This window comes from Stenotrophomonas maltophilia complex sp. Om-AH-Sm3, from assembly GCF_059337855.1.
Window position 1 is genome coordinate 234052 of sequence record NZ_JBYBLQ010000002.1, and the last position, 26271, is coordinate 260322.

The following is a 26271-nucleotide window of genomic DNA, read 5'->3' on the forward strand; positions in this document are numbered from 1 at the left end:
AGATCAGGAATCATGATTTGACAGGAATCAACCGGCTATCCCAAGTGCCCTCTACTAGAAGTGCAATCTCTGCGCCGACAGAAGCCTCAATGAAGACCAAGGTGTCACCATCGACAATTTCCCGGGCAGCCACTGGGTCTAGACCAAGGAGGAAGCAACACCGCTTGAATTCAAAGGAATCATCCTTTCGATTGAAGACCTTGAGATCGAGCACGACATTCTGGCTAGAGAAACCATCAACGCTTGCTCTCCTGACTTGGCCAAATACCAAATCATAGGATGCCCGCGAAGATTCATCGAACAGAGAAACAGTCACACCTGACACCGGATCAAGACGAATTCCAACCAGCTGGAAATCGTGAATAGTGATACCCATGCAATCACCTGTCGGAACCATACGTCGCGCGTGATACTCCAGGCGGAGCCTACTGATTGGATTTCATTCCTTTAATCACAATTGCCATGAACATGCCGCAAATCAGGAGTGACCCCAGCGCCATAGGCAACATTACAAAATAATCACCCCTCTCAAGGTGACTAATCGCATACACCTTCAATACAAGATAGGACGAGGACCTCAGAAAAACCAGCGCAAATAACAACAGACCAAGCCAATTCAGCATTTTCTTGCACATATGCATATCACCTCCATTATATGCAACTGCACTCAGACCCACCCGAAACATCCTTCACCGCCTTCATGGCATCCAGCGCATCCTTGTCAGGGGCTACGCATTGCAACAGTTCCGTGTGGCCTTAAGGTGACCGTTGAACGTCAAGCCGAATGACGACAGCTCTCCCGTCTTCGCGCCAACTGCCCCCCGCCACCTCGGTGTAGATGGGCTCTCTTTCCTTTGCATCCTGAGCGGTTTGTATCACTGACACTCCATCGTACGCCGTTGCTCCACCATTCACCATTACCAGGAATCCGGGGATTGCAACTTCGGGCTGCGGAGACAAAACACCGGCAATGGTGACTCCTTCGCCATTCACAGCTTCCAAGCCTCCAAAGGCGAGGTCTGCCACACCGAACGTCACGCCCAAGTAGTCGACGCACTCACACGGGCACAGACCAGGTGGATCTACCAAATACAACGGGACGCCACCTGCGTACGGCCGGCACTACCCCGGCAGTTGTTCAGAGCATCCCTGGAAAGATCTATGGTGCCCTCCTTTGCCGAAGACGGAGCAGGCCGACAGACCCGATTTTCCACATGGCAAACGCTGTGCAAAGAGAGAGCGCGACAAACGCCAAACCCGCAAATCCGTAGTCTCGTCCACCATCAGAAATATTAACCAGCACAAAGGCAAGGAGCACTGAATTTACGGCAACTCCAAGGCAAGCAACCAGCCTGAGCGCCCAGAAGAACATGATGTAGTAAGCCCAAAAAAAACGATTGTATTTTCTCATCTCAAGGACACCCGCAACCTTTTTCAGTCGGCGCAGCTATCTGACCAGGAACTGTGTAGCCAGATCCCGACATGACGCCAAACCCAACTCCAAGCAGTGGAGGGACCGAAAGGGATCCACCACCGACCTTATCTCGCCTCATATCTTCAAGTGAGAAAAGGCGGCGAAGCCACCCAATCTGCTCCACTCCAGATCGCGACATTCCGCATCGGATCGATCACCACGCGTAGCGTACCCAGGTGATCTGGCTGGACGTAAGCCAGCTCCGGCACTCCGGCGCTCAGCACATTGATCAGCGCCACCGGGTAGTTGTCCAGCCAGATGGCCTGCTGCTGCGCTTGGCCCATGGCCGAAAGTTGCCCAGCGACTGCCCCGCTTCGTCGTATAGGGTGACCTGCGCTGCGCCACCGGTCGGGGCACGCAGCACGCGTTCACCGCGATGGTTGTAGCTGTAGCTTTCCAGTTCAATGATCCACGGATGGACTAGAGCAAGTCTCGGCCCCCATTGAGAAAAAACACGATCACAATCGAGAGAACCTGCGAAAGAAGCAACATCAACACCGGCCTATCCTTGATCAGCACGGCCGAAACTGTACTGGCAAGGAAGCAAAGGAAACCTTGCCCGATGGATTTCATCGCGAAGTCGAGGGTGAGGACGCCTTGCAAGTTCTGCCCCCCCACCAGGCCATCAGGATTACGGTCGAACACAGAGTCGCCAGAACGACCCTCTCTATGTAGCTCATTTCGGCTCGCCATTCATTGCCACGCTCTCCGAAACGACTGACGATTACCCACTCCTTCAGCAATACCAACGGATCGCTCTGCTGGGGCCACCCCATCACAGGGGCGTGTTTTCGATGTTAGTTGAGGAAGGGGCCGCCAGAATTTTACGACTGCTGATACGGGAGCAGATCGGCAGCCCGAGAACGTTGCGCGCCAGCATTGAATCCACCCAGTGCCAACTATTCTTCTCTCAAGAATTTCCTCGGCCGAGCTCCAAGCCTGATGATCTTTCGCGCAGCGCCAAGATAGATATCACCGAATACAAATGAGAAAGCGACAGCTGTATAGAAAACAAGTAGTGCACCAGGAATGGGAATCGCGCGAACGAAGCTAGCGCATTCGAGATTGCGGGCGACAAGCAACCCAATCATCAGCATCTCGGCCAGGAGCGCCATTGCGAACGCGAAACGCACCCGCCCAACCTCAATCGACAGAATTCCCCTTCTCGCCAGTTCGAACTTGGAATATACGAGCAACATCAGCAACGCGAAAAAAAGAGCAAACATAACTTCCGGTGAGTACCTGGCGACTGGACAGCGCATACTCAACATGGACGCGATCAGCGCGCAACAGACCCCCAGCGCTCCCGCCGCAGCTGCGCCCTTCATGAACCTTATGAAAATCACTTCGCCGGACATTGGCATTTATTGTAGTTTGACCTGTAATTCACGATTGCTCCAAGGGGCCCCAGGATCTTCGACCCACCCCGCAAGAGATTGGCGTTCCCCGGATGCGCTGCAGCTCGATTAAGTCGACCATTGGCAACCGAGATGCGGTTGGCATCGTTGTAGGTGAACGTCTTGCTGCCGATGCTGGTGGTGTTGCCCGCTGCGTCATGGCTGCGCGCCTCGACATCCACCGCAGTCAGCCGATGGCTGGTTGCGGGACAGGGTGTAGCGGGGGCGCCGAGCCCCCGTGCATCCCTCAGCAGACGTCACCGCACCAAGGTGCCCTGCCATCACTGTGTCTTCCCAACCTCGCTGGGTACGCTCTGGCCCATATCCAACTAGGTAATTCACGCAGTGGCAGGTCCTGTTTCGCCACAGTCTCCAGCTTGGTGATCTCAGTTTCGCCTCGCTTAGTTAACTCTAGTCCGCGCTTCTCGCGGTTTCCGGGCAGGATGAGCTCCGGCCCACTGTTGATCTTAGCTCTCGTATTCCATCCCGCACATATCCTATGTGACCCAGATAGCAGACCTTCAGCACGTAACGAGTCTTATCCGGATAAACATATCCAACAACCGGAATCGGAGTAGTACTCGTACCAATTACGCCCCCGCCCTCTGCCGAATCATAAACTTCGATCACGCCCTCCGGCACAACTTCTCTACCCTTGTGTTCGCAAGAGGTGATAGTTAAGACTGAGCAGATAAGAAAAATTCCAGGAATAAATTTCATCACCTTTTCCCGCGTTGAATGGTTGAGTCATCAGACATCCACCAAAGCAGGTGGTTTATCGATTCCGGAAGAATCATGTTCACAGGCTGAAGCTCCTTGCCAATCTCCCGCATGCAATTCTGCAACGGCGTCCCGCAGTTATTATTTATTGCACTGTACTCCCCCTGCGGCCTCGCGAGACATGCCGATAGTTTTGACTCCTGCTGCGGTGTAAGTTCTATTGTGTGCTTAATGCCAGTGCGCAAATTAAGCTGAGATGAAACGTAGTTTGTACTTATCGAGTTGCCCGCAGGGCCAAATGAGTAATCGACACCATTTGAAGTTGTCGATATGTGCCCGAAAGAGGAATGCAGCTTTCCATAGCTCGGCAGCCCTCCCTCATAGGGGAGCGGCATCCATACCCAGACGTCGACCAGCCCCTTTTCATCGATCTTCGAAAGAGGCTTGCCGGAGGCATACAGGTACGTACCAATCCCTCCCATCAACCCAATCGGATCACTCTGCGAATACCGCCCCACAGCCGGGTCGTATTCACGCTGGTAGTTGTAGAACATCCCACTCGCATCCGTCGCCTGCTGGCCCGGGAAGCGCAGCGCCAGCTCGAACGCCACACCATCCCCATCCGGATCAGCGCTCGGAATCTGGTTGCCGAACACCTCGCTCTTGTTGCTCCACTCCCAGATCGCCACATCACGCACCGGATCGATCACCACGCGCGGCGTACCCAGATGATCCGGCTGCACGTAGGTCAGTTCCGGCACGCCGGCGCTCGGCACGTTGATCAGCGCTACCGGATAGTTGTCCAGCCAGATGGCCTGCTGCTGCGCCTGGCCCGTAGCCGAGTAGTTGCCCAGCCACTGCCCTGCTTCGTCGTACAGGGTGATCTGCGCTGCGCCACTACCCGGGGTACGCAGTACGCGTTCACCGCGATGGTTGTAACCGTAGCTTTCCAGTGTGGCATTGCCCTGCTTCACCGCGTTCATGCGGTTGGCATCGCTGTAGGTGAACGTCTTGCTGCCGATGCTGGTGGTATTCCCCGCTGCGTCATGGTTGCGCGCTTCGCCGTCCACGGCGGTCAGCCGGTGGCTGGTTGCGGGATAGGTGTAGCTGGCGGTGCCTGCCGAGGTGGTCAGCGCGGTGCGATTGCCGGTGGCGTCGTAGGCATAGGTTTCAATCGGCGTGCCTGTCGTCCCGTCCTGGGTCTGGGTCAGGCGACCCAGCGCGTCGTAGGCGTACTTGGCCAGCACCGACGAGCCTGCGCCGTTCTTCAGCTCGGTGATCGAACCGACGGGATCGTAGCCATAGCCCAGCGACAGGCCGCCTGCCGCGGGGTCATGCACCGCCTGCGGGCGGTAATCCAGATCCAGCGGACGCTGCAGCTGGCGGCCGTTGCCGTAGGTCCAGCCGATCGCCGGGCCGAAGGCCGCATAGGTCAAGTTGTTCACCACGATCTGGCGTGCCTGGCCGGGCCGGGTCAGGCCGATCTGGCTGATGCGGCCCGGGGTATCGCGCACGTAGTCAGCCACGCTGCCATCGGGCTAGTTTGTCCCGGTGATTTAAGCAACCCATTCAAATCAGCAGGATCTTCTCGATCGCCGAAGCTGCCAGACGTAGTCGCAAGGCGTTCGAGCGTTACCCATGGCAGCCTAACCTGATGTGGCAGCAAGTTGTACCCGCCGCCATACCTCATCCGACATCGAGTTCTTCCACGTCTGAGCAAGGAGATCCCGAAGAGATGGGTCGTGCTTTGCCAAGCTTTCAACCCTCTCGATTTCGGTCTCGCCGTGGGCAACCAAGTAGTCCTCCAAAGGTCCGGCAGCAAGATTGGAAAGTAGATGCGCATCCACATCCATTCGCCTGACAGCCTCAATGAATTTCCAACCTTCGCCAGGATCTCGCTGGATGATGCCATCAACTTCATCCAGCACGCCTGTGAGCGGACCCCGCTCATTCGCATCGACTGCGAGCCGATTAAAATTAACCCATGCTTCAGCGACTTTTTCCATGCACTCTTTATCAAGCATTGTCTAGATCTCAAATTGGTCGAGCCATAGTCGCCCATTGCCACGCCTCATTGCTATAACCTGCACAGCGCTTTGCTGCAGATTCAGCAAGCAATCGCCTCAACTGTGCCTGCTTGTTTTGAAATTGCTGCACATGCCCATCTATTGACATACGACCGGTAGCCGGAAGCCCACGTCTATCCAGTTTAAGATCCCAGTATCGCTTTCTCAGCTCGACCACCAAAGAATCTATCTTTGCTATGAGACGATTACAGTCATCGTCGTCTTCTTTCTCGCACGCCTTGGATACGATGTTCCGCGTCAGAATTGACGCGGGACTTTGCGGATTTAAGACACTGCTTGAGTGAGTTAGGCTAAGGCTGTTCAGCGCATTTGTCGTTGCGGCAAGGCCAGAAGACACTTCCCCCCAAGAAGCGGGCGCAGCGAAGTTTGATTGATTGTCTCCTGTAGGAGCTTGGTTCGAATTCATCATAGCGCGAGAGCCTGCGTGCACGCCGCTGCGCATGACTTGCAGACCCTCTGCGTCACTATGTGAGCCCGGGGAACTTAGTGCGTAGCTGAAGGTACTTATTCCACCGGCCAACCCAATCGGATCACTCTGTGAATACCGCCCCACAGCCGGTTCGTACTCGCGCTGGTAGTTGTAGAACAACCCACTCGCATCCGTCGCCTGCTGGCCTGGGAAGCGCAGTGCCAGCTCGAATGCCACACCATCGCCATCTGGATCGGCACTTGGGATCTGGTTGCCGAACACCTCGCTCTTGTTGCTCCACTCCCAGATCGCCACATCGCGCGCCGGGTCGATCACCACGCGCGGGGTGCCCAGGTGATCCGGCTGCACGTAGGCAAGTTCCGGCACGCCGGTAGCCGGCACATTGATCAACGCCACCGGGTAGTTGTCCAGCCAGATGGCCTGCTGATGCGCTTGGCCCGTGGCCGCGTAGTTGCCCAGCCACTGCCCTGCTTCGTCGTACAAGGTGATCTGCGCTGCGCCACCGGCCGGGGTACGCAGCACACGCTCGCCGCGATGGTTGTAACCGTAGCTTTCCAGCACGGCATCGCCCTGCTTCACCGCGTTCATGCGGTTGGCATCGCTGTAGGTGAACGTCTTGCTGCCGATGCTGGTGGTGTTGCCCGCTGCGTCATGGTTGCGCGCTTCGCCGTCCACCGCAGTCAGGCGGTGGCTGGTTGCGGGATAGGTGTAGCTGGCGGTGCCTGCCGAGGTGGTCAGCGCGGTGCGATTGCCGGTGGCGTCGTAGGCATAGGTTTCAATCGGCGTGCCTGTCGTCCCGTCCTGGGTCTGGGTCAGGCGACCCAGCGCGTCGTAGGCGTACTTGGCCAGCACCGACGAGCCTGCGCCGTTCTTCAGCTCGGTGATCGAACCGACGGGATCGTAGCCATAGCCCAGCGACAGGCCGCCTGCCGCGGGGTCATGCACCGCCTGCGGGCGGTAATCCAGATCCAGCGGACGCTGCAGCTGGCGGCCGTTGCCGTAGGTCCAGCCGGTCGCCGGGCCGAAGGCCGCATAGGTCACGTTGTTCACCACGATCTGGCGTGCCTGGCCGGGCCGGGTCAGGCCGATCTGGCTGATGCGGCCCTGGGTATCGCGCACGTAGTCGGCCACGCTGCCGTCGGGGTAGGTCAACGCAGTCAGGCGCCCCGACTTGCTGTAGGCATAGCGCAGGGTGGTGGCCACACCATTGACGGTCTGCACCTTGCGGGTGACCTGGCCGAAGCGGTCATGGCAGTACTGGGTGCTGCCATTGGCGTGCAGCACCTGCCCCAGACGTCCCTTGGCAAAGCGTTCGTCGGCGGCACAGGCGGCCGGCGCCACGTCATAGCTATAGCCGATATCCAGATTGGGATCCGGGTAGGCGATACCGATCAGGCGGTTGAGTGCATCGTAATGATAGGTGGCGGTGACTCCACGCGCATCGGTAGCCGTCTTGCGATTGCCGGCGGCGTCCACGGTGAAGCTGCTGGCGCCACTGTCCGGGCTGACTTGCCCGGTCATATCACCGAAACCGTTGTAGGCGTAGGTGGTATGCAGGCCCTTCGGGTCGGTGACCTGGGTGACCTGGTCCAGCGCGTTGTACTGGCTGCGGATCTCCGCCGCGACGCCGCCGACGTCCTGCAGGGTCTGCGCCAAGCGGTTCAACGGATCGTACTGCTGGCTGGTCACGCGCTGCAGGGCATCGGTCACCGTCTGTGGGTTGCCGTTGGCATCGTAGGCAAAGCCGGTGGCGTGGTTGCCCGCATCCTTCAGCGCGGTCAGCTGGCCAAGCGTGTTGAACGTCCGCGCCAGGGTACGGCGCAGGGTGCCGCCTGCATCCAGCGTGTCTTCCTTGAGGCGGTTGCCGGCGTTGTCCAATACGTAGTGGATCGTGTTGCCGCTGTTGTCCGCAATATCGGTCAAGCGCTGGGCGGCGTCATAGACATAGGTGACACTGCTGCCGTCCGGCTCGGTGACCTGCTGCACCTGGCCGGTCGGCCAGTAGCTGATCTGGGTCACCCGGTCCTCGGCTGTGGTGGCACCGCGCACGGTGACCGAGGTCGGCCAGCCGCGCGCATGGTAGGTGTAATCGGTGACCACGCCGTTGGCATCCTTGACCGACAACGGCCGCCCGAACGCGTCGTAGGCCAAGGTCTCGACCGTCTGGCCCAGCGCATTGGTCACGCTGCGCAGGTCGCCCTTGCGATAACTGCAGGCACCACTGGTCGCGCATCCCGCGTCGTCCGCGGTGTAGTAGGCATAGGTGGAGACATCCGCCACATCACTGCGTGGGCCATCCACGCTACGCAGCAGTCCCACCAGCGGGCACTCCGGCCCTTCGGCCTCACAGTAGGTCTGCGTGGTGATGCGGGTATCACCGGTCACCCTGTCGCGCACGGTGATGGTGGTTGGCTGGAGGCGCGCATTGCGTGCGATGCGGATCTCACGGTTACCGATGGTCTGCTGCACCAGCCGATTGCTGTCCATGGCCACGCGCATTTCGCTGACGCGCTGGTCCGGAGTACCGGCCGCTTCGGTGGTGGTGGTCACGCTGACGGCGCCTGCGGCAGCATCACTGGCCTCGGCATAGGCGTAGCTGGTGACGACACCACGGCGATCGGTCACCGACTGCAGCCGACGCCGGAAATCGGTGCCCTCGGGCAGATAGGCGCGAGTGATGCTGCCGTTGCTTTCGGTGATGCTATTGACCTTGCGCGGAAGGCCACTGGTGCCGCTGGCGGTCAAGGCGTAGGTGCTCTGCTTGCCCAGTGCGTCGGTGACGATGGTGGTGCCTGCCGGCGTGTACTCCAGGCGCACGCCATCAATGCCCACGTCGGCTTGACTGCAATCGCCGGAATGGCGGCTGCAGGTAACCCGCCCCTTGGCGTCGTAGCCGTACCAGCTGTAGCGCCGGGTGTCTTCGGCGGTCACGCCGGTCAGGTAGCCCGGGAAGCGGGCGTCCTCATAGTGATACGTACGGCTGGCACCGTCTGCATAGGTCGCAGTGATCAATTCCCCGGCCGGGGAATAGGCGTAGCTCACCACAGGCTGGCCGGCGATCACCAGGGCCGAGATCAGCGAATCGTCACCCGGCGCGAGATACTGGACGTCCACGCGCCGACCGGTTGAATGGGTGATGCTGAGCAGGCGGCCACGGCTGTCGTGTGCATAGGTCAGCGAAGTACCGTCTTCGAGATCACGGCGCTGCATCAAGCCATCAGCATCAAAATAAATGCGCTCTCCGGCACGTGAAAGTTGCCAGTTGGTGCCCTGCTGGACCGCACGATCGCCGCTTCCGTCCATGGCTTCGTAGCTTGCCCCCACTTTCTGGAATGCGGTCTGCCCGCCATCGGCGCCGATCAGCCCAACTTTCAGTTCGGAGCTGGGAGGGAAGGTGGAATCGTCTACGCCTGCGGTAAGCCGCAGATTGTGGGAATGGGTCCAGCCCGTGCCCAACGCGCCGCCCGCCGTGCTTGTCAGGGAGTGATAGTGGCGTTGGAAGCTCACCCATCCAAGATTGAAATCCGGCTCAGGCTGGGATTTATCGCCAGTGGTCGGATCACACGGGTTACCAACAGGACACTGCTGCGGCGGCAGCGGCCCGCTTGTGTAGGAGAGCATGGGCGACATGTGCTGCTCGTCCTGCTGGACCAGAGAGCACATCTGCAGGGCCTCATTCCACGTCAGGGACGGCCGATTCGGACAAAGCGCCGTTCTGGCCCGGCGCACACGCTCCCACCCGACTATCGACGAGCATTCTTGAGTGCTCTGATGATAGAAGTTCAAGGTGTAATGGAAATCCTTCTCCTCGTTGGTCACGCTACCGTCGTCGCCCCTGCCAAGTCCAAGGAGCTCCACCCAAGGATCCTCCGTGAGTGAAGTCGCCGGGCACTGCGGGTCGCTGACGCGGGTAGCGAGGATCACGCTACGAATCTGATCTTCGGATGAGTACTCCTGCCCTGAGTGGATGTAGACCCAGTCGGTAGTAACGATCTTCTCGGGTCTCACCCGGTAATCGTAGATGACCTTCTTTCCAAGGACGCGTTGGCGTTTGACATGCCAATCGAAGGGTTTGTCCTTTTCGTACTGGGAAAAGAGCGACTTGATGTCCTTCTGCACCGCCGCTTCGGTGGCTCGCGGCTGGCCCATCGACAGGTAGCTCTCCCACTTCTTCTGCACCTCCTGCGCCTGCGCAGCCCAAGGAGCCAAGCTCCCCAGCGCGATCATCGCCAGTGCGGCACACGAAATGGTCTTCAGTCGTTTCAACATCCCTGTTCTCCTTCCTGGACGAACACAGCACCGGCGGGAACGAGAACGTGGGGCTAATGCCTCACCACGTCATGCTTCGGATCGTCCCTGGTCCGGAATGCGGCCTGACCGCACGGTGAACGTTATCTCCGATGTGGTTTACACATTCAAGTCAGAAAGTGTGGAGCGGGTCCGGATTTCAGAGTTTTCTGATAAAGCGAGCGGCCGACCGCACAAGCAGCCGAGCGTGGGCTCGGCTCTACAAGGCGAATGCCCCATAAACAGAAACGCCGGGCATGGCCCGGCGTTCCCGTCACAGCATGGAAGGGATAAACCTCAGTACTTGCCGTCAAACGCGAAGATCGGCTTGCGCGTCTTCCACGCACCAGCAGTAAAGTCCGGGAACTCCAGCGTCTGGAAACCGTTGGCGATCGACTGCTCGCTCAGCGGCGTGATCGCACTCCAGGTCACCGCGTCATAGATGTCGATCGGCATCGGCGCCTTGGCCTTCAGTGCTTCAACGAAGGCATGGATGACGAACCAGTCCATGCCGCCGTGGCCGGCGCTGGCGGCAGTGTCGGCGTTCTGCTTCCACAGCGGATGCTCGTACTGGTCCTGGTACTTCTTGAACTCCTCCCACTGGTGCGGCGGGCTACGGCCTTCGATGTGGATCGAATGATTCACGTCCATCCACAGGCCCTTGGTGCCCTGCACACGGAAGCCCATTGAATACGGGCGCGGCAGCGAGGTGTCGTGCTGCAGCAGGATGGTCTCGCCGTTCTCGCAGGCCAGCGTGGTGGTGACGATATCGCCGAGCTTGAACTTCACCTTGGTGCTGGGGTGGGTGCTGCCGCCACTCTTGGCCACGGTGTATTCGTGCAGGCCGCGTGCCTTGGTCGCGAAGGCGTTGATGTGGGTGAAGCGGTTGCCACGGTTGATGCCGGTGTACATCGCACAGGGGCCGATGCCGTGGCTGGGGTACAGCTCACCATTGCGTTCCACCGAATGCTCGGTGCGCCAGCGAGCTTCGCTCCAGCCCTTCGGACCGAACTCCACGCCGCTGTCGTAGGGCTGGTTGGGGTCGCCGGAATTGAACTTCACGCCGCGCAGGTCGTGCTGGTAGCCGGCCTGCAGGTGCACCAGTTCGCCGAACAGGCCCTGGCGCACCATCTGCAACGCCGCCATCACGTCGCGGCGGTAGCAGACGTTCTCCAGCAGCATGTACGGGGTGCCGGTGCTCAGCTGGGTCTTCAGCACGTCCCAGTGGTCCTGCAGCGTGATGCCGGCCACCACTTCACAGCCCACGGCCACGCCGGCCTGCATCGCGGCAATCGCCATCGGTGCGTGGTACTCCCACGGCGTGGCGATGATCACGCCATCGATGCCCTTCTGTTCCAGCAGGCGCTTCCACGCGTTGGTATCACGATCCTGGCCATAGGTCTTCGGCGCGGGCTTGCCGGCCTTCGCCACCATCTCTGTGGCACGGCCCAGCATGATCGGCTCGACGTCGCACAGGGCAACCACTTCGACGTCGTCGCGGCGCACCAGCTCCTTCAGCAGCACCAGCCCGCGCATGCCGGTACCGATCATGGCCAGGCGCACCTTGCGCCCGCGTGCCCATGCCGGGGTCTGCGGCAGCAGGCTGCTGGCGGCGACAGCGGCACTGGCCGCGATGAATTCCCTACGCTTCATGGCAGACATCTCTCCTCTTGGCAGCGTGCCGGCCGCAGCCGGCACGCCAGGTCACGCAAACGGAATTACTTGAACCGGTAGCCGATGGTCACACTGTAACCACGGCCGAAGATGGTGGCGTAATCACTGGAGTCACCCAGGAAGCTGTTCGGATCGTAGAACGGCAGGCGGTTGAACAGGTTCTTGACGGTGAAGCTCAGGTTCCACGCATCATCCGGGCGCCAGGTGACGCTCATGTTGGCGGTCCACCACGACGGTGCACCATCGCACTTGCTGTTCTGCAGGGCCAGGTAGCCGCCGGTGCAGGTTTCGTTGTTGTTGCTCTCTTCGTCGATCTGGTCGGTAGCCCACTTGGTGCCACCCACGTAGTTGACGAACATGCTGGTGGTCACCTGCTTGTAGGTCCAGTCTGCATTGAGCGTGGCACGCAGGCGCGGGTTGTTGTAGTAGCCCACCACGTCGCCGTAGTACCAGCCGTTCTCCGCATCCATGTAGAAGCGGTTGCGGTTGGCGATGGTGGCGGCCAGGCCGATGTTCAGGTTGCCCCAGTCACCCAGCGAGAAGCGGCTGCGTGCGTCGATGTCGAAGCCGTCGATCAGCGTCTTGCCGCGGTTCTTGTACTGGCCGACCACGCTAGCCACGTTGCCGGCGGAGTAGCCCGGCAGGGTGGCCGGGCAGCTCACGCCGCTGGCCGGGTCGGCGCACATCGCCGCCAACTGGGCAAGATTGGCACGGTCGCTGTCGGTGATCGGCGAGCGCGACATCGAGATGATGTCTTCCATGCGGCGGTAGTCCGGCGCGACGATTTCATTGTCACGGTAGATGAACCAGTAGTCGGCCGACACCGACAGCCAGGTTGCTGGCTCGTATACGAAGCCGAGGGTGGCGATCTTGGCCTTTTCCGGCTTCAGGTCCTTGTTCGGCTGGGTCATGCGCGCCACGGTGCGGCTGCAGTCGACGTTCAGCAGGTTCTTGCCGAGGTCGACGTCACCCGGCCGCTGCGACTTCAGCAGCAGGTTGGCGATGGCGTTGGTCTCGCCGCAGCGCAGTTCATCACGGAAGCCACCGAGCTGTGCGAACACGCCGCCATTGCCGGACTCGGCCAGGCTCGGTGCGCGGAAGCCGGTGGAATAGGTGCCGCGCAGCATCAGCTGGTCGAAGGCCTGGTACTTGAAGCCGATCTTCGGCGCCACGTTGGCACTGAAGTTCGGGTACTTGTCCACGCGCACCGCCGCATCCAGTTCCAGCTTGTCGGTGATCGGCGCCACGGTCTCGGCAAACAGCGCGTAGGTGTTGCGCTTGCCGTCGAACCACGAGCCGCCCTGCTGGGTGATCAGGCCATTGGCCGCATCGGCATTGCCCGGGGTGTAGAAGGTCTCACGGCTGGCGTTGAAGCCGAACGCGGCGCGCATCTCGCCCGCCGGCAGCTGGAACAGCGGTCCTTCGATCTTGCCGTCCAGGGTATGCAGGCGGGTCCACGACTGGATGTCGAAGGTCGGGAACGCTTCACGGATCAACGCGGCGTTGGCTTCGCTGATCTCGCCGAACTTGTACGCCGGGTGGTCGGAGATGATCACCCGACCGGTGCCCGGATCGATCGTGTACGGCCCGAACGCCTTCTCGAAACCCTTGGTGTTGACGTTGATCGTCTGGTAGGTGGTGGAGTGGGTACCCGCGCTGGCGAATGCGGTTTCCCAGTTCCAGTCACCCGCGTTGCCACGTGCGCCCGCCAGCACACGATAGCTCTTGTCGGTATTGCGCTGGCCGAAGTAGTTCGGGCCGGCATCCTGCAGCAGGTAGTTCAGGCCGACCACGCCGCCCATCATGGCCTTCAACTGCGGGCTGGCGTGGTTGTACTCGTTGTTCGGGCCCAGGAACGGGTACAGGAACTGGTTGACGGTGTTGCCGGTGTTACGCGAGAACCAGCTGGTCGGGTTGCCGGTCGTGGTGCCGTAGGTGCGCGGCGTGCCGCCGTTGGCGCGCAGGTCGATGTCGGTGTAGGTCGCCTCGGCGAAGATCTCGGTGTTGTCACCGACCAGGAAGGTGCCGTTGAGGTAGGCGGTGTTGCGCTCGGACTTGGCGCCGGCATCGATCTCGTTGTTCATCCAGGTTTCCCAGACGCAACGCGGGCCGGCCGCTTCACTGGTCAACACGTTCCTGCAGCCCGGCGCAGCTTCCTGCACGCGGCGGCCGGTGACCGGATCGAAGGCGAAGTAGGTGCCCGGGTTGAACTCGCCCGGCCTGCTGCCCACGCCCAGGCGCAGGTTGTTGAGGTAGTTCGGGTTGTTGACGTAGTACTGGTCTGGACGCTTGTCGTAGAAATCGCTCAGCGGAATCGCGTCGCGACGGTACATGTTGACCGCGCCGTAGATGTTGAAGCGGTTCTCGGCCAAGTCACCGAAGCCGGCGGTGATGCTGGCCTGGCGCTCACCGTAGGAATCGATGCGCGAGGAGGTGTCGTTGGTGAAGCTGATCTCGGCACCCTGGAAGTTGCGCTTGGTGATCACGTTGATCACGCCCGCCACCGCGTCGGTACCGTACACCGCCGAGGCGCCGTCGGTCAGCACTTCCATGCGCTCGATGGCCGCGGCCGGAATCGCATCGATGTTGACGAACTGGGTCTGGAACCCGGCCGGTGCGCCGTAGTACGACAGGCGGCGACCGTTCAGCAGCACCAGTGTGCCCTGTGCGCCCAACCCGCGCAGGTTGGCCTGCGAGGCACCGTCGGAACCGGTGAACAGCGAACGCGCGTCCTGCTGCGCAGGGCGGGCGGCCGGCAGGTTGTCGAGCACCTGCAGCAGCGTGCGCGCACCCATGTTCTGGATGTCCTGCTTGCTGATCACCTGCACCGGCGAGGCGGTTTCAACGTCGGTGCGGCGGATGTTGGAGCCGGTGACCTCGATGCGGGCCAGGTCGGTGGCGTTGTCCTTGCTCTCCTGGGCGAAGGCAGGAGCGGCAAGCGAGAACAGCGCGCCGGCGATGGCCAGCGTCAGCGGAGCGATCGAGCGGCAGGGGGGGCGGTGGTGGCGGGCGGGCAACATCGGGGTTCTCTCCTGGCAGGGGTGCGGCGCAACTGAGTGAGCGCGTGGGCGTTCGGCGGGCAAAACGCTCCCGGGCCACGGCCATGAGGGCCGTAGTCGGGATGGGGCGGGGGAGGAGCGGTGTTACGTGGGGGTCATGGGGCGACGATGCTGGCGGAGTCGCCCTCCTGGCCGATCAGTACGGCGTTGGCCCAGTTGGCACAGACCTGGGCGGGTTGGCTGCCCTGCGCACCCAGCGTGCGCAGGCTCAGGGTGGAAAGGCCACGGATGTCCAGCTCCGGCTTGACCACGCCGGGCGCCTTCACCAGGCCGCTGTCGTACAGCAGGCGGTTGTCGCCCCATACCTGGAACTGCAGGCCGCCGGCGCTGCGGCAGGCGTCGTCGATGCCGAGGTCGGCACGCAGCAGGTGCCAGCCGCCCTGCAGGCGCAGGTCGATGCGGCTGTTGGCGCCGACCCCCAGGCCACGGCGGAACTGCAGGCCGTTCATGCGCATGCCAGCGTCGCCACGGAAGGACTGGTCGGTACGCAGCTGGCTGGCCAGCGCGGCCGGCACCGGCAGCTCGGAGAGATAGCGCTGCCGGGCCGGTCGCTCCGGTTCCTGGTGTTCGAGGATGTGGAAGGTGGACAGTGCGATCGGGCCGACGTCGCGCGGCTGCAGTGCATCGAACGCGCGGGCGCTGCCCTGGGCGGCGGTCACCATCGGGTCGGTGCTGCTGGCGCCGTCGCCTTCGGGGTTCTGCACGCTCAGCACGCGGAAGCGCAGCAGGCGGCCGGCATGGGCCGGGAAGTCGATGCGTTGCACGCCTTCCTTCAGCTGCAGGCGGCCACGGGCGATCGGCTCGCCCCACTCGCCATTGCTGTCGCCCAGGTACACCTCGTAATCGCGCACCTGGCCGTGCTTCCAGTTCTTGTCGTTGCGCGGCGCGATGTCGATGCCATCGATCATCCTGCGCTCGCCGAAGCCGATCACCCACTCGTGCGCGCCAGTGCGCACGGCCTGGTTGCGCACGCTGCGGAACCAGGTGTTGGGATCGTCATCGAAGGCGTTCTCCAGCGCATGGCCGGGCTCCTCGGCCGGGCGGTTGACCACCAGCAGGCTGTCTGCGGGCAGTTCGCGGCCGAGTACCGGCGCGGCCGGATAGGCATCGTCGGCGGCCGCAGCGGCCGCCGCGAAGTCCAGCTGCAGCTGCAGCGGCTGGCGGATGTCCTGGACAGCGGTACGCACGTGCAGCGTGCCGCGACGCTCCCGCGCGTCGAAGTACCAGCCCTCGTTGGCGCTGTTGAAGGCGGCGGCATCGGCCAGCGCCGGCAACGCACGGCCACTGACCTGCACTGCACGCGGCGCCTGCCGGCTGAGCACGCGCAGGCCGTAGCGGCGCTGCGCCAGCTGGCCGTTGTACTGGCCCTGCACCGCGTCGATCTGCACCTGCACCGGGCCGCTGCCCTGCGCCGGCGCCCGCACGCGGATCTGCTGCGTGCTCGACTCGCCCTGCTGGTAACGGCGCGTGTTGCCATCGTCTTCGTACAACGTGTACTGCGAGTCGCCCTGAGGGTACAGGTCGAAGGTCACTTCATCGAGCGGCTTTTCGCCGTCGAACAGCATCGACGGGTACATCGGCAGGATCGCACCGGCGCGCACGAACACCGGCAGCGTGGCCAGGTCCACCTGGCGGTCCAGCTGGCGGCCGTCGGCACCGGCCTGCACGCGGCGGCCGTCCCAGTAGTCGATCCAGCCGCCGGCCGGCAGGTGGATGTCGCGGCGCCAGCCACGGCTGGCGGCCTGGCTGCGGTACACCGGCGCCACCAGCAGGTCGCGGCCGAGCAGGAACTGGTACTTGTAGGTCTCATCCTGTGCATGCGGGTCGCGCGGGTAGTCCCACATCAGCCCCCGCACCGGCGGTGCGCCGGTCTGCGCGGCCTCGTGCACCAGCCCGTACATGTACGGGGTCAGGCGCATCTTCAACTTCAGGTAGTCGCGGTTGATGCTGCGGTACGGCTCGTCGTACCACCACGGGTGCTTGCGCGCGTTCGACGACCAGCCGCTCATGCCCATCAGCACCGGGGTGAACGCCTTCCACTGCAGGTCGCGGGTGAAGGTTTCGGCGCTGCCGCCGAAGATTGCATCGACGTCGCCACTGGCGTAGGCCATGCCGGAGAGGCCCGAACCGACCAGGGTCGGCACGTGCCAGCGGATGTAATCCCAGCTGCTGCTCTGGTCGCCGGTCCACGCTACGGCGTAGCGCTGGATACCGGCCCAGCCCATCACCGTCCACAGGAACGGGCGCGAATCGGAGTTGTCGAGGATGCCGTTGAACGCCTGGCGGTTGGCATCCATCGCGAACTGGTAGCCCTTGCCGGTCCAGGCCACGTCCAGCTTCTGCACGCGGCTGCCGGCCTTGCCGACTTCCCAGGCGATCTTGTCGACGCCGTTCTCGGTCCACAGGCCGGTGCGGAAGCCGTAGCCGGCGAGCCCCTTCACCGTTTCCGGCAACTGCTTGTAGCCGCAGCCGTAGCCATCATTGGGCAGGATCCAGCCACCGGGCATGTCGTGGGCGCGGTACTGCCTGGCCACGCTGTCGATCACATCCGGCGTGGTGCCGGTCGGGCCGTCGCTCCAGCCTTCGGGCACGGTGCCGGGCTTCTTGCTGTTGTCGCCGTCGTTGTAGCAGTCGGCATCGCCATAGGACAGCGCCCAGCGCGCCACCATGTTCGGGCGGCCGGTCAGCTGGGTGTAACGCTCGATCAGCTTGGGCAGGTCCGCGCCGACGAAGTAGTAGGCATCGAAGCGGTCTTCGCGATGCAGCAGCGTGGCCTGGTCGGGCTGGCGCAGGTCGTAGCTGCCATCGCTCCAGGTATTGCGCAGCATGCCCCAGCCACGGCTGCTCAGCAGCATGGGTGCCGGGCTGGGGCGGTCGCCCTCTTCCCAGCCGCCGGAATAGGACACCTCCAGCTCGCGGCCCTTGAACTGATAGCGGCCGTTCTGCTGGCCGCCACCGAAGTAGCCCTCATCGGCCTGCGAGGACAGCACCTGCACGCTCTGCGTGGCCTCCAGGTCCAGCGGCTGCAGTTCCTGCCACAGCGCGGTGGGCTGGCCGTTGTCCAGGCGTTCCAGGCGCAGGCGCAGCGGTTGCCGCTGCACATGCAGGACCAGTGCGTCGGTACGCACGCGGATTTCCTGCGCGTCTTCTTCCAGCTGCGCCTGCACGTTCGCCTTGGGCTGCGGCAGCACGATCGGTGCGGCCTTGTCGCCGGCGCCGGTCAACGTGCCGTTGCGGCCGGCCTGCACGCGGATGATGTCGGTCGCCGGCAGTTCAATGCGGATGCGCGCGCCCTTGTCGGTCTGCAGGTCCCAGCCCTGCACGCCATCGCGGCTGGCGCTGGCGCTGACCGATCGCAGGTGTCCGACCGGCTCGGCCCGGGCCGTCATGGACGCCAGCATCAAGGCCGGCAACAGGGCCAGCATCAGCGGCGAGCGACGTACGCAGTTTTCCACGCGGACTCCCAACCCGTTCACCGGGCGTTTCGAAAGCGATTGGGCCGACTCTAGGGCAGCGATTCGAAAGATGTCAACAAATTGAAAGGAAAAAGGAAGATATATTCCATTGAAACGAAAGTTGTTGCGTCGCAATACTTTGTGTAAGCGCTTGCAGTCGCCTGTTAAGCATTGTGCAATACGGCATTTGACCCGTACTTTCGTTTTCCTGGTCATGCCGTGACTGGGAAAGCCACTCGGCCATTTTCTTTCTTTTTACTTTCGATGTTTGACATTTCGAAAGAAAACACAGATGGTGCGCTGGCCCAACTGGAACCTCCGAATGGACGTCACCCTGCTTTCCGATGTGTCCGCCTGGCAGCGCCTTGGCGGAGCCGATACCGCAACCGAAATCGCCCAGCAGCCTGCGCTGTGGGAAGCACTCGCACAGGACCTGTCGCGTGCCCGCGACCGCCTGCAGGCCTTCCTTGGCGACAGCCTCAACGATCCCAACCAGCGCGTGCTGTTCACCGGCGCCGGCAGTTCCGGCTTCATCGCCGAGATGGTGGCTGACGCGATCAACGCACAGTGGCCGGCCGAGGTGCGCGTGGTGCACACCACCAGCCTGCTGACCCACCCGGCGCTGTACCTGCAGCGTGACCGACCGACCCTGCTGGTGTCGTTCGGCCGCAGTGGCTCCAGCCCGGAAAGCGTGGCAGCGGTGGATCGCGTGCGCAGCGACGTGGACGACGCGCGCTTCCTCGACATCACCTGCAACGCCGATGGCGAACTGGCCCGCCGTGGCGCCGGCCGTGGTGATACGTGCACCCTGCTGATGCCGTCGGCCAGCTGCGACCGTGCCTTCGCCATGACCAGCAGCCTGACCTGCATGCTGCTGGCCGCACTGACGGTGTTTGATCGCTCGCCGTGGGATGCGCGCGTGGCGCGCCTGAAGCAGATCGCCGCGCTGGCCCGCGAAGGGCAGGCGCAGTGGGACGCACCAGTGGCAACGCTTGCGCAGCGCCCGTTCAACCGCGTGATCTACCTTGGCAGCGGCCCGCTGGAAGCGCTGGCCCGCGAGTGTGCACTGAAGGTGCTGGAGCTGACCGCTGGCCGCGTTCTGGCGCTGGCCAACACGCCGCTGGGCTTCCGTCACGGTCCCAAGTCGACGCTGGATGGCAACACCCTGGTGGTGGTGCTGCGCAGCGTGCAGCCGCTCGCGCGCCGCTACGAGCAGGACCTGCTGGAAGAACTGCGCCGCGATGGCGTGGCCGGGCAGGTGCTGGCGATCGGTCCGCATTCGGATATCGGCGCCGATGACGATTACACCCTCACCGTACCGGCGCTGGACGATCCGTGGCTGGCACCGGTGTGGCTGGGCTTCGCGCAGCTGTTCGCGCTGCAGCGCTCGGCCGCGCTGGGACTGACCCCGGACAACCCGTTCCCGGACGGCACCGTCAACCGCGTCGTCAAGGGCGTCACCATCCACCATGGCTGAGCTGATCGCCCACGCCTGCTATGGCATCGACATCGGCGGCACCAAGATCGAGCTGGTGGCGTGCGATGCGGCGATGCAGGTCACCTGGCGCCGCCGCGTGGCCACGCCGCAGGGCGACTACGATGGTTTCCTGCAGGCCGTGGTGACGCTGGTGGCCGAGGCCGACGCCGCGCTGGGCCGGAATGATACGGCCATCGGCATTGCCCTGCCCGGCGTGCGTGACCGCCGCAGCGGCCGCCAGCTCAGCGCGAACGTGCCCGCACTGACCGGCCAATGCGTGGCGAAGGATCTGCAGGCGCGGCTGCAACGCTCGCTGCATTTCGGCAATGACCTGCAGTGCTTTGCCCTGTCGGAAGCGCACGGCGGCGCCGCCGACGGCTACCCCAGCATGTTCGGCGCCATCCTCGGCACCGGTGCCGGCGGTGGCTTCTGCCTGCAGGGCCGGCTGCTGTCCGGCTTCAACGGTCTGGCCGGCGAATGGGGCCACTGGAGCGTGCCCGGCCATCTGCTGCAGCGCCATGGCCTGCCGCTGCTGGACTGCGGCTGCGGCCTGCAGGGCTGCGTGGAGCGCTATGTGTCCGGCAGCGGATTGGCCATGATCGAACGCCACCTCGGAGGCAGCGCCGTCGACGCCAGTGCGGTGATCACGCTGGCCGAAACCGGCGATGCCCGCGCGCGCAAGGCGCTGGACATCCATCGTGACCTGCTCGGCCACAGCCTGGCCGCGCTGGTGCTGGCACTGGACCCGCACGTGATCGTGCTCGGCGGCGGACTCTCGCAGTACGCGCCGCTGTACCAGCAGCTGCCGGCCGCCATCGCCACCCATCTGTTCAATGGCGTGCAGGTCCCGCCGATCGTGCCGCCACGGTTCGGCGATGCCGGTGGCGCACGTGGTGCCGCCCTGCTCGCCTGCCAACCCTCGTTTTCCTGATCTCCGGAGCCTGACCATGTCCCCGTTGCAGACCCTGCTTGCTTCCCACCGCGCCGGCGCCAACGTCGGCCTGTACAGCGTCTGTTGCAGCAACGAGCAGGTGCTGCGCGCGGCCATGCACGTCGCCCTGGCGCATGGCACCGTGCTGCTGATCGAGGCCACCTCCAACCAGGTCGACCAGTTCGGCGGCTACACCGGCATGACCCCGCCGCAGTACCGCGACTACGTGGGCACGCTGGCCGATGAAGAAGGCTTCCCGCGCGAGCGGCTGATGCTGGGCGGCGACCACCTCGGCCCGAATGCCTGGCAGAAGCGCCCGGCGGCCGAAGCCATGACCCACGCGCGCGTGCTGATCGAAGCCTACGTCGCCGCCGGTTTCCACAAGATCCATCTGGATTGCAGCATGTCCTGCGCCGATGATCCGGTGCCACTGCCCGATGCCATCGTCGCTGCGCGCTCGGCCGAGCTGGCCGAAATCGCCGAACGCACCGCCGCCGAACATGGCCTGCCGCCGCCGGTCTACGTGATCGGTACCGAAGTGCCGATTCCCGGAGGCGAAGCCTCGCTGGCCGAGGGCCTGCAGGTGACCACGCCGGCCGCGGCCGCGCAGACCCTGGCCATCCACCGGCAGGCCTTCGATACCCCGCAGCTGCGCGATGCGTGGCAGCGTGTGATCGCGATGGTGGTGCAGCCCGGCGTGGACTTCGACCACAGCAGCGTGCACGAGTACGACGCCGCCGCTGCCAGCACGCTGGCCGATTTCCTCGAACAGCAGCCACGCATCGTGTTCGAAGCGCACTCCACCGACTACCAGCGCGAGAGCGGCCTGCACGCGCTGGTGCGCGACCACTTCGCCATCCTCAAGGTCGGGCCCGCGGCCACCTTCGCCTACCGCGAAGCGCTGTTCGCGCTGGCCGCGGTCGAGGCCGAACTGCTGCCGGCGGCACAGTGCTCGCGCCTGCCGCAGGTGCTGGACGAGGTGATGGTGGCGCAGCCGAAGTACTGGCAGTCCTATTACCAGGGCGATGACGCCGCGCTGCGCCTGCTGCGCAGCTACTCCTTCAGTGACCGCTGCCGTTACTACTGGGGCGAGCCCGCGCTGGTGCAGGCGGTGCAGACCCTGTTCGCCAACCTGGAACAGCACGCGCCGCCACTGGTGCTGCTCAGCCAGTACCTGCCGGAGCAGTACCGCGCCGTGCGTGAGGGCACGCTGGCCAACACCCCCACCGCGCTGGTGCAGCACCGCATCGGCCTGTGCCTGGGCGAGTACGCGCGCGCCTGCAGCGCCAACCAGGCCGGAACCCGCACGCAGAACGCAGGTTCGGCTGCCGCAGTTGCTGCGAACGGCTAATCTCTACCTTTCCCCGCGAAACCGAGAATGGCCATGCGCAACACCCGCTCCCGCCGGCAACAGATCCTGCAGCTGCTGATCGAGCACGGCTCGGTGCAGGTGGCCGATCTGGTCGAGCGTTTCGGCGTGTCGGCGGTGACCATCCGTGCCGACCTGACCCACTTCGAGTCGCAGGGGCTGGCCAACCGCACCCACGGCGGCGCCACCCTGGTGCGCACGCCGCCGCAGGAACAGGACATCCATGAGAAGGACGCGCTGAACCTGCCGTTGAAGGAATCGATCGGTGCGCGCGCTGCGCGCCTGGTGCAGCCGGGCGACAACATCATCATCGATTCCGGCTCGACCACGATGACGCTGGCCCGCCACCTGCGCGCGCATCGCGACGTGACGGTGATGACCAATGGCCTGAACATCGCCTGGGAACTGGCCAATGCCGCGGGCATCACCGTGCTGCTGACCGGTGGCCTGCTGCGCCAGCAGTCGCTGTCGCTGCAGGGCAGCCAGGCCGAGGCCAGCCTCAACTCGTACAGCTTCGACACCCTGTTCCTGGGCGTGGATGGCCTGGACCTGCAGTTCGGCCTGACCACCCACGACGAGGCCGAAGCCCGCCTCAACCACCGCATGGTCGAGCGCGCGCGCCGCATCGTGGTGCTGACCGACGCCTCCAAGTTCGGCCGCGTCAGCCTGCACCGCATCGCCCGCCTCGACCAGATCCACGCCATCATCACCGACGCCGGCATCGACGACGCAACCCGCGAAGGGCTGCAGCGGCTGGGTATCGAAGTGATCATTGCCGAGCCTCCCGCATGACCGACATCCGTTCCCTGCATGGCCGCATCCTCACCCCGCTGGGCTGGCGGCGTGGCCAGGTCCACTTCGATTCACACGTGCGCCAGCTGCAGGTGGATGACCACAGTGGTGCTGACGACCTGCAGCTGCCGGTCATCCTGCCCGGCTTCATCGACCTGCATGTGCACGGTGCGGCCGGGGTGGACCTGATGCAGGGCGGCGACGTGGCGCGCACCATCGCGCGCACCCATCTGCGCTTCGGTACCACCACGCTGCTGGCAACCACCATGACCGCCGGCCTGGATGAGATCGAGCACGCGCTGCAGGGCGTGGCTGCGACGATGGCGGCGCCCGATGCCGACGCCGCCAGCATCGTCGGCGTGCATCTGGAAGGACCGTTCATCAGCCCGCAGCGGCTCGGTGCACAGCCCAACCGTACGATCGAGGCGACGCTGGCGCTGGTGCAGCAACTGCACGCACTGGCGCCGATCCGGGTAATGACGCTGGCACCGGAAATCGGCGAGCACACCGCACTGATTCCGGCGCTTTCGGCGATGGGCATCCGCGTGCAGCTCGGCCACAGCGCCGGCACCTACGAGGAAGGCGTAGCCGCGCTGCAGGCCGGCGCCTCCGGCTTCACCCATCTGTTCAATGGCATGACCGGTGTCGACCATTACCGACCCGGCATCGCCGCGGCGGCGCTGGCGCATGCACAGTACGCCGAGATCATTCCCGACCTGCAGCACATCCATCCCGGCGTGATCCGACTGGCCGCGCGCGCGATCCCGCGCCTGTATGCGGTGACCGACGCGACGGCCGCCACCGGCATGCCTGACGGCGAGTACGCGCTGGGCGAGCAGCGCGTGCACAAGTGCGGCGGCTGCGTGCGACTGGCGACCGGTTCACTGGCCGGCAGCGCCCTGACCATGGACCAGGCGCTGCGCAACCTGGTGCGCGTGGGTCTGGAGCTGGCCGACGCCTCGCAACGTGTTTCCACCTTCCCGGCCGACTACCTGGGCCTGGGCGATCGCGGCCGCATCGCGCCCGACGCCCGCGCCGACCTGGTGGTACTGGGCGCCGAACTGCGCCTGCAGCAGGTGGTGGTTGGTGGGCGCGTGGTCGATCTGACCTGACGCAAGCGATGCGGCCCGGATGCCGCGCGGGCTCCCTGTAGAGCCGAGCCATGCTCGGCTCACCGCACGAAGCGCGGCATGGGGAACCTCGATATCGGAACGGAAAGCAGCCGAGCATGGCTCGGCTCTACAGAATGCACTCTGCGACGAACCGCCGCCTGGCCTGGCCCGGCGCTACCACAGGAACTGCCGATGACTCCAAGCACCGCTCCGCGCTGGCCCGTACGCTACCTGCTCTTCATCGGCGGCCTGGGTGGCCTGCTGTACGGCATCGACATCGGCATCATCGCCGGCGCCCTGCCCTATCTTGAAGCAACTGCCAGCCACGCCTGGCAGCTCAGCAGCCAGCAGCTCGGCTTCGTGGTGGCAGCGGTACTGCTGGGCAGCGTGCTGTCCTCGCTGTTCGCCGGCATGGTTGCCGACCTGATCGGCCGTCGCGGCGCGATGCTGCTGGCCGGCCTGCTGTTCACCGCCTCGATTCCGATCATGGCACTGGCCTCCGGCTACACGCCGCTGCTGCTGGGGCGCCTCCTGCAGGGCATCAGTGGCGGTTTGATCGGCGTAGTGATTCCACTGTACCTGGCCGAAGTGCTCAGCCCCGAGCGACGTGGGCGCGGCGCGGCGATGTTCCAGCTGCTGCTGACCGTTGGCCTGGTGCTGGCAGCCCTGATCGGCCTGTACCACGCCCACGCCGTGGATGCCGCCACCGAAACCGTGCGTTCGCTGCCGGTCGCGCAGCAGGCACAGGAACTGTTCACGGTGAAGGACCACGCCTGGCGCACCATCTTCTGGACCTGCCTGGCGCCGGGCCTGCTGTTCTGCGCCGGCATCTTCTGGCTGTCCGAATCACCACGCTGGCTGGTGCGCCGCGGTCGCATCGATGAAGCCCGCCGCAGCCTCCAGCGCGTCCTGCCGGCCGCAGATGTCGAGCCCACGCTGGCCCAGATCCAGGCGCCGGAATCGAGCAGCAGCGACGGCAAGCGCGATCCGCTGCTCAGCCGCCGCTACGTGGTGCCGTTCCTGCTCGCCTGCGTGGTGCTGGCCTGCACCCAGGCTACCGGCATCAACTCGGTACTGGCCTACGCGGTGAACATCCTCAACCAGGCCGGCCTGTCCGGTTCAGTGGCCAACGGCGCCGACGTGGCAATCAAGCTGCTCAATGCGGTGATGACCGTGGTCGCGTTGCTGCTGGTCGACCGCAAGGGCCGCAAGTTCCTGCTGATGCTCGGCAGCGGTGGTATCTGCGTGGCCCTGCTGGCAGCGGCCACGCTGTTCTTCCAGGCCGAGCGCGGTCGCGCTGATGTGCAGCCGCAGTTGCAGGCGGCGGTCAATGGCGATGGCCTGCAGCTGGTGCTGGATGAAGCCCAGTGGCAGCGCCTGAGCAATGGCATCGACAGCCAGGGCCGGCCGCTGCAGCTGACCGTGTCGTACGCCTACGGCGACTTCACCAATGTGCGCGCCGTGCGCAGCGACAACCTGATTGATCGCGAACTGCGTATCGACCGCACCGGCACCGTACAGCCAGACAGCGTGATCGGCGCATTCTTCCGCAAGTTGCATCTGAACCCGTTCGCCGACCCGGCCAGTGCCGCGCAGGCGCCGCTGCGCGTCGAACAGGCCCGCATCGGCCCGGTGCCGCCGCCTGCACATGGCTGGGCGGTGGCCGCCTGCATCCTGGTATTCGTCGCGTTCTTCGCGGTCGGCCCCGGCGTGTGCGTGTGGCTGGCACTGTCGGAGCTGATGCCGAACCGCATCCGCTCCAACGGCATGAGCATCGCACTGCTGATCAACCAGTTCGTGTCGACCACCATCGCCGCCATCTTCCTGCCCACGGTGGGCCACTACGGCTACGCCAGCATGTTCGTGTTCTGGGCGGCGTGCACCTTCGTGTTCTTCTTGGTAGCCGCGTTCTGGCTGCCGGAGACCAAGGGCAAGTCGCTGGAGGAGATCGAGGCACGGTTCGCCCGGTAGCGGTCGACCTTGGTCGACCTCCGCGCGTAACGCGGT

At 63.9% G+C, this 26271-nt stretch carries 14 protein-coding genes and 2 pseudogenes; 6 read left to right on the forward strand and 10 right to left on the reverse strand.

Translation table 11 applies throughout. The features are described 5' to 3' along the window. Positions 1-10: 10 nt before the first annotated feature. From AC10QF_RS03795 to AC10QF_RS03840, 10 genes and pseudogenes are all read right to left on the reverse strand, one after another. The gene (locus AC10QF_RS03795) at positions 11-376 is read right to left on the reverse strand and encodes a hypothetical protein (protein WP_329847038.1); all 366 of its coding nucleotides are present in this window, start codon (positions 374-376) and stop codon (positions 11-13) included. A 1223-nt stretch (positions 377-1599) separates the two neighbouring features. Further along, positions 1600-1874 (reverse strand): annotated as a pseudogene (locus AC10QF_RS03800) (RHS repeat domain-containing protein); the annotation flags it as partial. Between the two features lie 20 nt (positions 1875-1894). Next, entirely contained in the window at positions 1895-2119 is a 225-nt protein-coding gene (locus tag AC10QF_RS03805) for a hypothetical protein (protein WP_164262967.1), read from the reverse strand. 254 nt (positions 2120-2373) lie between these two features. Next, entirely contained in the window at positions 2374-2832 is a 459-nt protein-coding gene (locus AC10QF_RS03810) for a hypothetical protein (protein ID WP_494541770.1), read from the reverse strand. Positions 2833-3998: 1166 nt separating this feature from the next. Continuing rightward, positions 3999-5129 (reverse strand): annotated as a pseudogene (locus AC10QF_RS03815) (RHS repeat-associated core domain-containing protein); the annotation flags it as partial. Positions 5130-5237: 108 nt separating this feature from the next. Continuing rightward, positions 5238-5615: a DUF6869 domain-containing protein gene (locus tag AC10QF_RS03820; protein WP_146257519.1), complete on the reverse strand. Its 378-nt coding sequence runs from the start codon at positions 5613-5615 to the stop codon at positions 5238-5240. A gap of 10 nt (positions 5616-5625) precedes the next feature. Further along, complete coding sequence (locus AC10QF_RS03825) at positions 5626-10377, reverse strand: RHS repeat-associated core domain-containing protein (RefSeq protein WP_494541771.1); 4752 nt, start codon at positions 10375-10377, stop codon at positions 5626-5628. Between the two features lie 315 nt (positions 10378-10692). Next, positions 10693-12048 (reverse strand): Gfo/Idh/MocA family protein, encoded by a 1356-nt coding sequence (locus AC10QF_RS03830; protein ID WP_494541772.1) that lies wholly within the window; start codon positions 12046-12048, stop codon positions 10693-10695. A 65-nt stretch (positions 12049-12113) separates the two neighbouring features. Next, on the reverse strand, positions 12114-15089 hold the full coding sequence (locus AC10QF_RS03835; RefSeq protein ID WP_494541773.1) for a TonB-dependent receptor domain-containing protein: 2976 nt from the start codon (positions 15087-15089) through the stop codon (positions 12114-12116). A gap of 134 nt (positions 15090-15223) precedes the next feature. After that, positions 15224-18583, reverse strand: a complete 3360-nt coding sequence (locus AC10QF_RS03840; protein ID WP_494541774.1) for a TIM-barrel domain-containing protein — start codon at positions 18581-18583, stop codon at positions 15224-15226. A 322-nt stretch (positions 18584-18905) separates the two neighbouring features. Here AC10QF_RS03840 and AC10QF_RS03845 point away from each other — a divergent pair, with 322 nt between their 5' ends. From AC10QF_RS03845 to AC10QF_RS03870, 6 genes are all read left to right on the forward strand, one after another. Continuing rightward, positions 18906-20060 carry an SIS domain-containing protein gene (locus tag AC10QF_RS03845; RefSeq protein WP_494541775.1) on the forward strand — a complete coding sequence of 385 codons (1155 nt, stop codon included), beginning with the start codon at positions 18906-18908 and terminating at the stop codon, positions 20058-20060. Then, positions 20053-20991 (forward strand): ROK family protein, encoded by a 939-nt coding sequence (locus AC10QF_RS03850; RefSeq protein ID WP_494541776.1) that lies wholly within the window; start codon positions 20053-20055, stop codon positions 20989-20991. Before AC10QF_RS03845 ends, AC10QF_RS03850 begins: the two co-directional genes overlap by 8 nt. A gap of 16 nt (positions 20992-21007) precedes the next feature. Further along, entirely contained in the window at positions 21008-22342 is a 1335-nt protein-coding gene (locus AC10QF_RS03855) for a D-tagatose-bisphosphate aldolase, class II, non-catalytic subunit (RefSeq protein WP_494541777.1), read from the forward strand. A 33-nt stretch (positions 22343-22375) separates the two neighbouring features. Then, positions 22376-23152: a DeoR family transcriptional regulator gene (locus tag AC10QF_RS03860; protein ID WP_049417055.1), complete on the forward strand. Its 777-nt coding sequence runs from the start codon at positions 22376-22378 to the stop codon at positions 23150-23152. Then, entirely contained in the window at positions 23149-24264 is a 1116-nt protein-coding gene (gene nagA / locus AC10QF_RS03865) for an N-acetylglucosamine-6-phosphate deacetylase (RefSeq protein WP_494541778.1), read from the forward strand. The genes AC10QF_RS03860 and nagA overlap by 4 nt, the downstream gene beginning before the upstream one ends. Before the next feature lie 192 nt (positions 24265-24456). Next, positions 24457-26235 carry an MFS transporter gene (locus tag AC10QF_RS03870; RefSeq protein ID WP_494541779.1) on the forward strand — a complete coding sequence of 593 codons (1779 nt, stop codon included), beginning with the start codon at positions 24457-24459 and terminating at the stop codon, positions 26233-26235. Positions 26236-26271: the final 36 nt, after the last annotated feature.